Genomic DNA, 12,587 nt, shown 5'->3' on the forward strand with positions numbered 1-12,587 from the left:
GAAACCGATTTTATCCAGAAATTTTTCAACAGTATCGATATGCACATGAGCTTTAATATTTTTAAAGCCCTATGATTTTTTAGAAAAACCATTTGGAAAAGTGCTACAATCGCGGACATATGTATTCTTTCAGGCCACCCATTCTCGGTGCCTATATTTATATCGTTAGGATTAACAATGACTGATAATGCAACTATCTTGCAGAATGTCCCAGTTGGCAAAAAAGTTGGTATTGCCTTCTCTGGTGGTCTAGATACTTCAGCTGCACTTCTGTGGATGAAACAAAAAGGCGCAGAACCTTATGCTTATACAGCAAACTTAGGTCAGCCTGATGAAGACGACTACGATGCGATTCCCAAAAAAGCGGAAGCGTATGGCGCAGTAAAAGCTCGCTTAGTTGACTGCCGTTTACAGCTTGCACTTGAAGGTATTGCTGCGATTCAATGTGGTGCGTTCCACATTTCAACTGGTGGTGTACCTTATTTCAACACGACGCCATTGGGGCGTGCAGTAACAGGGACTATGCTTGTTACCGCAATGAAAGAAGATGATGTCAACATCTGGGGTGATGGTTCAACATATAAAGGAAACGATATTGAACGTTTCTACCGTTATGGTTTGTTGACCAACCCTGCACTTAAAATCTATAAGCCTTGGTTAGACCAAACGTTTATTGATGAATTAGGTGGCCGTGCTGAAATGTCGCAATTCTTGATCGACAACGGCTTTGACTACAAAATGTCAAAAGAAAAAGCGTATTCAACTGACTCAAACATGTTGGGTGCGACCCACGAAGCAAAAGATCTTGAATACCTCAATGCAGGGATCAAAATTGTTGACCCAATCATGGGCGTTGCATTCTGGAAAGACGACGTAGAAGTTAAAGCAGAGGAAGTATCGATTACTTTTGAAGAAGGCTTCCCTGTTGCTATCAATGGTCAACGTATCGAAGACCCTGTTGAGTTCATTCTTGAAGCTAACCGTATTGGTGGTCGTCATGGTCTAGGTATGTCTGACCAAATCGAAAACCGTATTATTGAAGCAAAATCTCGCGGTATTTATGAAGCACCAGGTATGGCACTTCTACATATTGCTTATGAGCGCTTGGTGACTGGTATTCATAACGAAGACACGATTGAACAGTACCGTATTAACGGTCTACGTTTAGGTCGTTTGCTTTACCAAGGTCGCTGGTTCGACTCTCAAGCATTAATGCTTCGTGAAACCGCACAACGTTGGGTTGCGAAAGCCATCACAGGTACTGTGACTTTAGAACTTCGTCGTGGTAATGACTACACCATCATGAACACAGAGTCTGAAAACCTCACTTATGAAGCTGAGCGTTTGACGATGGAGAAAGGTGATTCAATGTTTACGCCAATGGACCGTATTGGTCAGTTAACTATGCGTAACTTGGATATCACAGATACTCGTGCGAAACTTGGTATTTATACCAATACTGGTTTGCTAGCAGTCGGTACTGGTTCTGCTGTTCCTCAGTTAAAAGACAAAAACAAATAAGTTTATTGAATGTCAAAAAACCGCTCTTATGAGCGGTTTTTTTATTTCAGCGATTTATTCGATGCAAGTCGATGTGGTTAAAGGCTGATAATAAATCTGATTACGCCCCAATTGCTTGGCGCGGTATAAAGCCTGATCTGCGATACCCAACAACTCGACTTTGCTCAAATCCACCTCACCTTTAAAGACCGTAATCCCTAAGCTAATGGTGACAAATGCAGACACTTCGGACATTTCATGTGGAATTTCCAAACGTTCAATCGCTCGGTAAATATTTGAAGCAACCGCATAAGCGCCATGTGCATCAGTTTCTGGCAATAACACCACAAATTCTTCGCCGCCATAACGCGCCACAAAATCCATATGCCGAATCGCATTTTTAATAGATTTTGCAATCGATGAAATCACATCATCGCCCTTTTGGTGACCATAACAGTCGTTATATTTTTTGAAAAAATCAACATCGATAAACAAAATCGACAAGGGTGTTTCATCCTGACGTGATTGCTCATAATAGGTATCCATCATTTCGTCAAAATTACGCCGATTTGAGATCTTGGTCAGCTCATCATTCTGACTTAAATGCAGCAATTCTGAGGTATGTATTCGATGAATTTTTTCACTAATTTTAGCGCGACGAATATTTAAAAAAATGATGCGCTCGCGGGCGTAAATCATACGACTGATGATAAAACCCAGCAAACAGCTACCAAACATTACACGCCCCATCACGATCGCATCAAACTTGACCAGCGTTGAAATCAGGACTAAAAATGAAACCCCAGCGGCTGCCATACCAGTCATAAAAACATATCCTGGTTTTACCCCAGTCAGCAAATACCCCAAGACATAAATCATGCAAATGATCATCATCGCTTGATGACGCAAAGCTTCGGTATGCACCGACATGGTCAACCAAGTCGTCGAGACCACAGCCCAAAACACAGCAAACATGGCTGCATAAGCAAAAAAAGGCTTTAGCTTGGTAAAATGTGAAAAAACATAAAGGAACAAAAGACAAACCGCACCATTTAAAAGCCCCAGTAAGCAATGAATAAAATCTTGTTTAAAATGAGACTGTTCAATAATCCAGTAATCCCCCGGAATCGTCAAAATGGCAAAAATAAAATAAGCCAAAACACCAGACCAAAGAAAGTCATTAATATTGCGACGCGCGCGCTCTAAGTTTAATCGCCAAAACTCTTGTTCTAATTTCTGAGGAAAAACCTGACCAATACGACGGTTGTGTCGTGTAATCAGCTCTTCCATTTTTTCTTTATCGTACTGAAGTTTGGCGAGGTTGTATTTATATTCCATACCAGACCAGATTTAATTCTTGTAGTTGCCTAAAAATAACACAAAATTACAAAGATAAATCATAATAATCAGACAAGATGCCTTTATTTGTCATTACCATTTTTGGCGCATATGCATTATCATCTGTTTTATTTCTTTGACAGAAATCGCCTTGAATACGATTACGATTCTCCAGCCAGATGATTGGCACGCTCACCTTCGTGATGGTCTTGCATTACAACGTACGGTTCCCGATTTAGCCCAACAGTTTTCACGCGCTATTTGTATGCCAAATACCGTACCGCCAGTTAAAACGGTTGAGGAAGCGAATGCGTACCGTGAACGCATCATGGCGCATGTACCAGAAGGCAATGCCTTCGACCCACGCATGGTATTGTATTTTACTGACACAACTTCGCCTGAAGAAGTCAAGAAAATTAAAAATTCTGAGTTTGTAAATGCCATTAAACTCTACCCTGCTGGCGCGACCACCAACTCAGATAATGGTGTAAGCGACATTCGTAAAGTCTATGCCGTTATTGAGCAACTTGAAGAACATCAGGTTCCATTACTGCTGCATGGTGAAGTCACACACAATCATGTCGATATTTTCGATCGTGAAAAACGCTTCTTAGACGAAGTTCTTTCTCCGTTGCTAAAACAATTTCCAAAACTGAAATTGGTTTTAGAACACATTACGACCAGCGAAGCGGCCAACTTTGTTTTAGAGCAAGACCGCAATGTGGCTGCAACCATTACTCCACAGCATTTACTGTTTAACCGTAATGACATGTTGGTTGGTGGTATTAAACCGCATTTCTATTGTTTACCCATTTTAAAACGTCAAACGCATCAGCAAACTTTGCTCGAAGTTGCGACCAGTGCCAACCCTAAGTTTTTCTTAGGCACAGACAGTGCACCACACTCTAAAAATGCCAAAGAAAATGCATGTGGATGTGCAGGTTGCTACAGCGCACCAACGGCAATTGAACTTTATGCTCAAGCCTTCGATCAAGTGGGTAAACTTGAACGCCTTGAAGGTTTTGCCAGCCACTTTGGTGCAGATTTCTACGGTCTACCGCGCAATACTTCTACAATTACACTGGTAAAAGAAGACCAAGTCATCCCTGAGAGTTTAGACTATTTGGATGGTGAACAAATTATTCCGCTGTATGCGGGTAAAACCATTCAATGGAGAAAAGTGTGACAAATGAAACATTGCCAATAATTGGTCAGCGTTTCCGTGGTTTTCTACCTGTTGTTGTCGATGTCGAAACAGCAGGTTTTAATGCACAGACCGATGCCTTATTGGAAATTGCTGCAATTCCGATTATTTATAATGAAGAAGGTCAATTTGTACCGGGTCCTGCACATCATGCGCATATCAACCCATTCGAAGGTGCAAATCTAGACCGTCGCTCATTAGACTTTATTGGTATTGATCCCTTTAACCCGATGCGCATGGCTATGGCTGAAGACGAAAAAACAGCATTAAAACGTATTTTTAAAGCCGTCAATGAAGTCCGTCGCCAACAGAACTGTACACATGCGGTCTTGGTCGGTCATAACGCCCACTTTGATTTAGGCTTTGTACAAGCAGCTATTGCACGTACAGGGACTAAAAATCAAAACCCATTTCACAGTTTTTCTGTATTTGACACCGTCACCTTAAGTGCTGTGATGTTTGGTCAAACCGTTCTTGCGAAGTCATGTATTCAAGCAGGGATTGAGTTCGATGGTAGAGAGGCCCACTCGGCTTTATACGACACTCAAAAAACCGCTGAACTGTTCTGTTATATTTTGAACAAACTCGCGCCACACCTACTTGACACTCTGGTGGCGGATCAATAAGATACCGCCATCCTCGCAACGTCCCTATCGTCTAGAGGCCTAGGACATCGCCCTTTCACGGCGGTAACCGGGGTTCGAATCCCCGTAGGGACGCCATCTTATTCTATATCTAGAAAACACCACTTTTCATTTAATCGGTTCTGATTGACCACCGATGTTTCATTTCAATTTTAACCATGCGCTCGCTATGCGATGCTTCGTTTTTTTCAAGGTTGATTGTTGTGCTTAAAAAAATTTTAATCTTTTTATTGATTCTATCGCCTTCTATTTTTTACTTATGGTTTGTCCAACAAGGGACCAATAACATCAAACAAGCCCCTGTTGCAGAAGAAATACAATCAAGTACTGAGAACAACTCTTCTTATCCAACACCCGACCACTAAAAAATAGTCTTTAAGCATTTGTTTTTTAAATTAATAGCCAAAGTTCATCAGAAAATTTCAATTCACGTGATTTTTCATCTTATTAAAAACTAGAATATAACTTTAAGCCCATTGTTTGATTTTCTATGCAATCTGCAACGCCGCCTTCGCAGTCTTCAACTGATTCAACTGATTCAACGCAAAATACCTCATTAAAACGTGCCATGAGCACACGCCACCTGATCATGTTATCGCTTGGTGGTGCCATTGGTACAGGTCTGTTCATGGGCTCAGGCGAAGTGATCTCTCAGGCAGGCCCTCTTGGTGCTGTGCTGGCTTATATTATTGGCGGGTTGATCGCATATATGGTCATGCTTTGCCTCGGGGAGCTTGCAGTACATTTACCTGTTTCTGGTTCATTTAGTGCCTTTGCAACACGTTATATTGGCCCTGGCACAGGTTATATGGTGTCGTGGATGTATTGGCTCGGCTGGTCGGCAACACTCGGCACCGAATTTACAGCAGCAGCCATTTTGATACAGGAATGGTTCCCACAAACGTCGATCTGGTTATGGACGTTAATCTTTGCCAGTGGTGTACTGATTTCAAACCTCAGTTCAACCCGAGCTTTTGCAGAGTCTGAGTTTTGGCTGTCCATGATCAAAGTCGCAACTGTACTTATTTTCATTCTATTAGGCTTTGCCTGTATCTTCGGTATCATCCCTTTTCAGGGGTATGAGTCTGCACCCTTATTCAACAACTTAACCGCACAAGGCTGGCTACCAAATGGCCTTATTCCTTTGTTTACCACCTTATTAATTGTGAATTTCGCTTTTAATGGCACAGAAATGATTGGCATTGCCGCAGGTGAAACTGAAAACCCAGAAAAAAATGTACCCAAAGCTATTCATGCCGCGGTTTGGCGCCTGATTATTTTCTTTGTTGGCACTATCATTGTCATTAGTTCCCTGCTCAGCTATAGCAACACGGGTTTGCAAGTGGGCGGGCATGGTGGCTTAAGCAGCAGTCCGTTTGTGACTGTATTCACTCAAATGGGTATTCCCTATGCTGAAGATTTTATCCGTTTTGTGATTATCACGGCATTATTATCAACCGCGAACTCAGGCCTATATGCTGCATCACGCATGATGTGGGCCCTGTCCTCACAAAACCAACTCCCCAAGCTTTTTGCCAAAGTAAGTAAATCTGGGGTGCCTTATATTGCCATTTGGGTCACCATGATTGGTGGCTTGCCGGGTTTGCTCTCTGAGCAGTTTGGTGCAGATGTCATTTTTAAGAACTTAATGGGTGTCGCAGCATTTACCATGGTGATTGTCTGGATGATTATTTGCTGGAGTCAATTTAACTTCCGCCGCCAATGGTTAAAGCAAGGGCGGGCTTTATCGGAGCTGAAATTCCGTACCCCTTGGTATCCGTTCGTTCCGATCCTAGGCTTTATCTGCTGTACAGCAACAGGCTTAAGTATGGCGGCTGACCCTGAAATGCTTTCAGGTTTTATTGGCTGCTTGCTCTTTATGGCGGCTTGCTATGCCAGTTACTATTGGCTCTATCATAATAAAAACTAAGTACCTTCAGCAAAGTGAGCTCAAACTTATTTTTTGGGCTCACTTTTGCAACAATAAAAAATTTATTCAATTTAATTACTTGTTTTGCCTAATGTTTGAACTTTCAACCATCACAGAGCAAAAACCCTTTTGACAAATAGGCCTTTAATCCTTAATATACGCATCACCTCGCAACGTCCCTATCGTCTAGAGGCCTAGGACATCGCCCTTTCACGGCGGTAACCGGGGTTCGAATCCCCGTAGGGACGCCATCTCTTGATCTTATCCGATCAACACTTATTCATAATTACTATTATTTCATTGCAGATTTGCAGTTTTTCACTACAATAGCCCGCTTCATTCCTGAACTTATTAACGCTTATGCACTCATCTCCGAATGATGCTTCGCATCAGGGCAATTCTGCGCCTTTAAAACGCGCTATGAGTACTCGACATCTGGTTATGATTTCGCTTGGTGGCGCAATCGGGACTGGCCTATTTTTAGGATCGGGTGAAGTCATTGCACAAACGGGGCCTGTAGGTGCCATTATTTCTTATTTCCTCGGCGGGATCATTGCATATATGGTCATGCTGTGTTTAGGGGAACTTGCTGTTCATATGCCTGAGTCTGGTTCATTTGGTGCTTATGCCAAACGCTACATCGGACCAGGCTCAGGTTATACCATCACATGGCTGTACTGGCTAACGTGGTCCGTCACTCTAGGAACCGAGTTTACAGCTGCTGCACTTCTCATGCAGGAGTGGTTTCCAGATAGTTCAATGTGGATGTGGACTCTAATTTTTGGTGCATTTGTATTTAGTTTAAATATGATCTCGACCAAATGGTTCGCTGAATCTGAGTTTTGGTTAGCTTTAGTCAAAGTTATCACCGTTGTTATTTTTATTCTATTGGGTCTACTCGCTATTTTTGGCGTGATTGGCTACAGAGGCTATGAAGCTGCGCCTTTATTTAGCAACTTAACGGCTCAGGGTTGGTTCCCAGAAGGCTTGTTCCCTATCTTTACCACCATGTTGATCGTGAACTTTGCATTTTCTGGTACAGAGCTGATTGGTGTTGCTGCGGGTGAAACCAAAGATCCTGCTAAGAATGTACCCAAAGCCATCAATACTGCGATTTTCCGCTTATTGATTTTCTTTGTGGGTACCATCTTGGTCGTGACTTCACTCCTCCCGCATCAAGAAGCAGGTTTAGCAGCTGAAGGCGTGAGTAGCAGTCCATTTGTAACCGTATTCCAGCACATTGGCATTCCTTATGCTGAAGATATCATTCGTTTTGTGATTATCACTGCGTTGCTATCTGCTGCGAACTCAGGACTATTTGCCGCTTCGCGTATGATGTGGTCGTTGTCTTACCAAAAACAGTTGCCAGCAGTCTTCTCAAAAATCAATGCACGTGGTGTCCCTTACGTGGCAGTCATCGTGACCATGATTGGGGGTATGCCGGGTTTACTGTCTGAACAGTTTGCACCTGAAGCCATTTTTACAAACCTTTTAGGTATTGCAGCGTTTACCATGGTCGTCGTTTGGATGAGTATTTGCTTAAGCCAATTTAACTTCCGTCGCCAATGGTATAAACAAGGACGTAAAAAAGAAGAATTAGGTTTTGCAGCGCCACTGTTTCCTATTGTGCCAATCCTTGGCTTTATCTTCTGCTTTATCACCTGCGTCAGCATGGTGTTTGATCCAAGTATGCGTATTAGCTTCTTTGGTTGTTTATTGTTTATTGCAGTATGTTATGCAAGTTATTACACCTTTTATCACAAGAAAACTTAATCCGTATTGTTAAAAAGAGCGACTTCGGTCGCTCTTTTTTTTATACTGTTTTGATCAAGTACATCATCGGTGCATACACGATGAATATTGTATGGATTCATGGGATGAATCAGCAGCACAAGACTGCACGTACTCTGCTTCAACATTGGCTTGTGATCTTACAACAGGTACTGAGCGAACTTGGCCGCGCAGATGACCTTCCCTATCTTCAGCGGCACAGTCGGCTGGCCTTTTATGGAGATCTTCTAACACGTCAGCATTTAGAAAACACCCTCAACGCCAGCACCCTTATGCCACAACATTGGTCTCCTTTTTCCTTTTTGCATCCTATTCACCTGACGCACACCGCTGCACCCAATATCGAACATCAAGCTGAAATTTCTAAAAACCCTCAGCTCACCATTTCAGATGAACTCTCATTCAATAATAAAATTAAATACATCAGCCTCCTCGGCAAAGATCTGGCCTTACGTGACTTAGCCAGTTTAATCAACCACTTCCCAGAGCTGCATAGTAGCTTTATTCATCGTTTTTTGATGGAAGCGTATCTATATTTATCCAATCCACACTTCATCCACACCGTGCATACGCGTCTGCATGAGCACTTACACGGTACAAAACCCAATATTGTGATTGCCCACTCTCTAGGCAGCGTGATTGCCTATAATTATTTAATTCAACACCCTGAACTTAAGATTCAAACACTGATTACCCTCGGTTCACCACTTGCCTTTCGCGTTATCCAGTGCCATTTACAGCAACCTATTCAACGGCCTGCAGCTTTATATGGCAATTGGATCAATTTTTATTCAGATGCTGATTTTCTGAGTGCTTTCCCACTGAATCAAAAACCATTTGCTTTTACTCCTGCCATTATCAACAAGCAAATCACCACCGATCTTGCTCATCCTCATCTGATCGAAGGCTATTTACACCATCCCGAGTTCATCAACAACTTACTAAGTTTGCTTAAAAAATCGGCTTAAATCATATGATTTTTAATCATTTTATCTAGATTGTTTTAAATTTATGCACTCAACACTTAAAACTGGAATTATTTAGAGAAAAGCGTTTGACACCCCTCTATTTTCGCCCTAATATACGCCCACCTCTGAAACGTCCCTATCGTCTAGAGGCCTAGGACATCGCCCTTTCACGGCGGTAACCGGGGTTCGAATCCCCGTAGGGACGCCAATTTCAGAAGTAAAGTTTTATTAAGTCCCTATCGTCTAGAGGCCTAGGACATCGCCCTTTCACGGCGGTAACCGGGGTTCGAATCCCCGTAGGGACGCCATTACTTAAGATCAAAAGTAATCGGTTTTAAAACATCACTTCTGTACTGTCCCTATCGTCTAGAGGCCTAGGACATCGCCCTTTCACGGCGGTAACCGGGGTTCGAATCCCCGTAGGGACGCCATATTCGAGATTGATTTTTTATAGAGTCATCTCATAAAAAAGCCCAAGCATTATGACTTGGGCTTTTTTATTCCCTGTTCATTTACGATCAACTTCAACCAAAGCGGTCGAGGAAAAAATAGTCTGTGGTGCAATCACAGTTTCATTCAAGGGAATGTTTTGCCCATATCTCTGTTGCATGAGTTGCTTGACTTCAGACGAACTTAAATCAAATTGCTTCAGTTTGGATAACGGAGCCAACTCAATACCTAAAGCATCATGATAGGCCTTCCAGACTATTTCTGAGCAATATAAAGCACGATTGTCCCACTCAAAATAAAGATCATAAGGCTGGCCTAAGTATTGTTCTGCGTTCTTGATTAGCGTCTGCTTTTGCTGAACAGTCAAATTCGTTTTAAGGCGCTTCACCACATAATGCCGCTCAACCCCGCGATCAATCCACTGCTGAAGTGCCGTATATTTCACAGGCTGAACTGCCTCTAAAACCCATGCTTTTCCATTTTTATGAACAATTAAACCCATATGGCTATAACGAGACTTGGTCGCTTTTTGTATCCCTAAACTTTGTTGAGACTTCGAGACGTGAAAAATAATATCACCTGTTTGATAGGACATATTCGCCCATAGCTGTTGAGGACTTACCAACAGTGAAACAGCACTTAAAATCACAACATTTCTATTTTTCATCCTAGATTTCCTTTATTCTTCTTTTTATAGATACGATCAATCACTTAAAACTAAAAATATTTATGATCTTACATCATCTTCAAAACTCACGTTCACAGCGTATTCTTTGGCTACTTGAGGAACTTGAGCTGTCTTATGAACTCAAGCCGTATGATGCAACTCAAGCTAGACAAATGAATCTGAAATTTCCAACGCTCGACATTTCACATGATACTCAGACGATACGACTTACGGAAAGCAGCGCAATCGTAGAATATTTATGCCAACTACAGCAGAAGTTAATTATTCCCCATGACCATACACAGTATTGGAACTTCTGTTTTTATAGCCATTATAGCGATGCCAGTCTCATGCCCAATTTGGCATTGAAACAAGTTTTCCAACACATTAAGCAACAAACACCTTTGGTTGTACGCTTTGTGAGTTTGGCCTTTCAAAGCGCCTTCAATCACGCTTATTTAAACCCTGAGCTACATCGACAACTGAAAGAAATTGATATTCACTTAAGCACGCATTCATACTTTGCAGGCGATGTGTTTAGTTATGCAGATATCTTGATGTGGTTTCCACTCTATGCGGCCAGTTATGCCACACCACAGTTTGCTCAGTATAACGCCATTCAATACTATTTCACCCAAATACAAAGCAGACCTGCCTTCAATGCTGCAATGGCACGTGGGCAATGGTCTGCTTCCTATTTTGAACACTATTGGTCTATCACGCAGTAATGCTATGCTTAAGCTGACTTTCTAGAGTTGACTTGCCCTTTAATCACCGCCTTTACATTGCCTTTTAAATAATTAAAAAACACTTTGAGCGGTGACAGTTTCGGATTTGGTTGTTTACCTTCTGCGATATCCTTAAATTGTGCGGCATACCAGATCACTTCCATAATCGCCATTTTATCGATCATTGAAATGCCTGTTTTAATCTTATCGACTGCATAACGCACATCGTTTCCTGCAATTAAACGATCTGTAATATCTGGTTCTACCGCAAATGGACGTGCCATCCCAATAAAATCACATGCGCCACTTTCTAAGGCTGCGTTCATCCCCGCAGCAGTACGAAAACCGCCTGTCACCATCAACTTACACTGGACTTGTTCACGAATTTTTTCAGCAAACTCCAAAAAGTAAGCCTCACGAGCAATGGTCGATGCCTTACGTTTTTCTTGCTTCACCCCAGCCATCGCAGGTGCTTCATAGCTGCCGCCTGAAATCTCAATCAAATCAATCCCAGCAGCATCAATGGCTTTAAATGTAGCGATTACATCCTCTTCAGTAATCCCGCCACGCTGGAAGTCTGCCGAGTTGAGTTTGACCGAAATAATAAACTGCTCTGACGTTGCCGCACGTACCGCTTTATAAATTTCCAATAAAAAACGCATGCGGTTTTCAGCAGAGCCACCCCATTGATCTTGGCGTTTATTGGTCAAAGGTGATAAAAACTGACTGATGAGATAGCCATGCGCACCATGTAATTGCACGCCTTCAAAGCCCGCTTTTTCACAGATGGCGGCTGAAGTTGCAAAACGTTGGATAATATCTAGGATTTCATCTTCACGAAGCGCTCGCGGCGTTCCAAAGCTCATTGCTAAAGCGGGACTAAACGGTACTGCTGAAGGTGCAACCGTTTCCTTATTTAAACCCTTAGGACACTGACGCCCTGGATGTGACAACTGTACCAACTGCACCATGCCATGTTTTTTACCAATCGCAGCCCATTGTTTTAGTGGTTCTAAGTCACGTTCGGTTTCAATCACCACCACGCCTGGTTCATTTTTAGCTCGGAAGTCCACCATCACATTGCCTGTAATGGCACAGCCTAGGCCTCCTTTTGCCCAAGCCTCATACAAGCCTAAGTGCAAATGATTCGGCTGGCCTGCATGATTGGCGAGTGCTTCACTCATCGCCCCTTTAATCATCTTATTTTTAAAATGGACCTGCCCAATGTCGATTGCGCTTGCAAGCTGGTTCATGAAAATTCATCCTTTAATATTTTTTAGTGTTTTTACTCTATGTGTTTTTTGGCCACAGTCAAGAAAATTTGACAATTCATTTTGTCAAAATTTCCAGCCTTTTATTTAGAAAAC

At 42.3% G+C, this 12,587-nt stretch carries 10 protein-coding genes and 5 tRNA genes; 12 read left to right on the forward strand and 3 right to left on the reverse strand.

Translation table 11 applies throughout. The features are described 5' to 3' along the window. The first annotated feature begins 177 nt into the window (after positions 1 to 177). Positions 178 to 1,521, forward strand: coding sequence for an argininosuccinate synthase (argG, locus tag F946_RS07435; protein WP_004694013.1), 1,344 nt, complete (start codon positions 178 to 180; stop codon positions 1,519 to 1,521). 54 nt (positions 1,522 to 1,575) lie between these two features. Here argG and F946_RS07440 read toward each other — a convergent pair whose 3' ends face one another. Continuing rightward, on the reverse strand, positions 1,576 to 2,838 hold the full coding sequence (locus tag F946_RS07440; RefSeq protein WP_004980757.1) for a GGDEF domain-containing protein: 1,263 nt from the start codon (positions 2,836 to 2,838) through the stop codon (positions 1,576 to 1,578). 151 nt (positions 2,839 to 2,989) lie between these two features. Here F946_RS07440 and pyrC point away from each other — a divergent pair, with 151 nt between their 5' ends. The 10 genes from pyrC to F946_RS07490 all read left to right on the forward strand — a co-directional run bounded on the left by pyrC (position 2,990) and on the right by F946_RS07490 (position 9,806). Further along, a complete protein-coding gene (gene pyrC, locus F946_RS07445; RefSeq protein ID WP_010326368.1) occupies positions 2,990 to 4,024 on the forward strand; it encodes a dihydroorotase in 1,035 nt (344 codons plus the stop codon). Continuing rightward, positions 4,009 to 4,668 (forward strand): ribonuclease T, encoded by a 660-nt coding sequence (gene rnt, locus F946_RS07450; RefSeq protein ID WP_005399764.1) that lies wholly within the window; start codon positions 4,009 to 4,011, stop codon positions 4,666 to 4,668. Before pyrC ends, rnt begins: the two co-directional genes overlap by 16 nt. Positions 4,669 to 4,688: 20 nt before the next feature. Continuing rightward, positions 4,689 to 4,764 (forward strand) — tRNA-Glu (locus F946_RS07455). Between the two features lie 412 nt (positions 4,765 to 5,176). Then, complete coding sequence (locus tag F946_RS07460; protein WP_004980763.1) at positions 5,177 to 6,616, forward strand: amino acid permease; 1,440 nt, start codon at positions 5,177 to 5,179, stop codon at positions 6,614 to 6,616. Positions 6,617 to 6,791: 175 nt separating this feature from the next. Beyond that, positions 6,792 to 6,867, forward strand: a tRNA-Glu gene (locus tag F946_RS07465). Positions 6,868 to 6,976: 109 nt separating this feature from the next. Then, positions 6,977 to 8,389 carry an amino acid permease gene (locus F946_RS07470; RefSeq protein ID WP_004980765.1) on the forward strand — a complete coding sequence of 471 codons (1,413 nt, stop codon included), beginning with the start codon at positions 6,977 to 6,979 and terminating at the stop codon, positions 8,387 to 8,389. Positions 8,390 to 8,469: 80 nt separating this feature from the next. Continuing rightward, a complete protein-coding gene (locus tag F946_RS07475) occupies positions 8,470 to 9,375 on the forward strand; it encodes an alpha/beta fold hydrolase (RefSeq protein WP_035326887.1) in 906 nt (301 codons plus the stop codon). Between the two features lie 132 nt (positions 9,376 to 9,507). Then, positions 9,508 to 9,583, forward strand: a tRNA-Glu gene (locus F946_RS07480). Positions 9,584 to 9,607: 24 nt separating this feature from the next. Next, positions 9,608 to 9,683 (forward strand) — tRNA-Glu (locus F946_RS07485). A gap of 47 nt (positions 9,684 to 9,730) precedes the next feature. Then, positions 9,731 to 9,806, forward strand: a tRNA-Glu gene (locus F946_RS07490). A 77-nt stretch (positions 9,807 to 9,883) separates the two neighbouring features. On the opposite strand, the gene F946_RS07495 is transcribed toward F946_RS07490, so the two are convergent. After that, a complete protein-coding gene (locus tag F946_RS07495; RefSeq protein ID WP_004980773.1) occupies positions 9,884 to 10,492 on the reverse strand; it encodes a YiiX family permuted papain-like enzyme in 609 nt (202 codons plus the stop codon). A gap of 62 nt (positions 10,493 to 10,554) precedes the next feature. Here F946_RS07495 and F946_RS07500 point away from each other — a divergent pair, with 62 nt between their 5' ends. After that, positions 10,555 to 11,220, forward strand: coding sequence for a glutathione binding-like protein (locus tag F946_RS07500; RefSeq protein WP_004980775.1), 666 nt, complete (start codon positions 10,555 to 10,557; stop codon positions 11,218 to 11,220). Between the two features lie 8 nt (positions 11,221 to 11,228). On the opposite strand, the gene F946_RS07505 is transcribed toward F946_RS07500, so the two are convergent. Further along, complete coding sequence (locus tag F946_RS07505) at positions 11,229 to 12,473, reverse strand: NADH:flavin oxidoreductase/NADH oxidase family protein (RefSeq protein ID WP_004980778.1); 1,245 nt, start codon at positions 12,471 to 12,473, stop codon at positions 11,229 to 11,231. Positions 12,474 to 12,587 lie beyond the last annotated feature (114 nt).

Source organism: Acinetobacter johnsonii ANC 3681 (genome assembly GCF_000368805.1).
Classification (GTDB): domain Bacteria; phylum Pseudomonadota; class Gammaproteobacteria; order Pseudomonadales; family Moraxellaceae; genus Acinetobacter; species Acinetobacter johnsonii.

What these genes read in the sequence shown, in the direction of transcription:
- argG (WP_004694013.1), top strand. Translation starts at nt 178, where the DNA reads ATGACTGATAATGCAACTATCTTGCAGAATGTCCCAGTTGGCAAAAAA.
- F946_RS07440 (WP_004980757.1), bottom strand. Translation starts at nt 2,838, where the DNA reads ATGGAATATAAATACAACCTCGCCAAACTTCAGTACGATAAAGAAAAA.
- rnt (WP_005399764.1), top strand. Translation starts at nt 4,009, where the DNA reads ATGGAGAAAAGTGTGACAAATGAAACATTGCCAATAATTGGTCAGCGT.
- F946_RS07460 (WP_004980763.1), top strand. Translation starts at nt 5,177, where the DNA reads ATGCAATCTGCAACGCCGCCTTCGCAGTCTTCAACTGATTCAACTGAT.
- F946_RS07470 (WP_004980765.1), top strand. Translation starts at nt 6,977, where the DNA reads ATGCACTCATCTCCGAATGATGCTTCGCATCAGGGCAATTCTGCGCCT.
- F946_RS07475 (WP_035326887.1), top strand. Translation starts at nt 8,470, where the DNA reads ATGAATATTGTATGGATTCATGGGATGAATCAGCAGCACAAGACTGCA.
- F946_RS07495 (WP_004980773.1), bottom strand. Translation starts at nt 10,492, where the DNA reads ATGAAAAATAGAAATGTTGTGATTTTAAGTGCTGTTTCACTGTTGGTA.
- F946_RS07500 (WP_004980775.1), top strand. Translation starts at nt 10,555, where the DNA reads ATGATCTTACATCATCTTCAAAACTCACGTTCACAGCGTATTCTTTGG.
- F946_RS07505 (WP_004980778.1), bottom strand. Translation starts at nt 12,473, where the DNA reads ATGAACCAGCTTGCAAGCGCAATCGACATTGGGCAGGTCCATTTTAAA.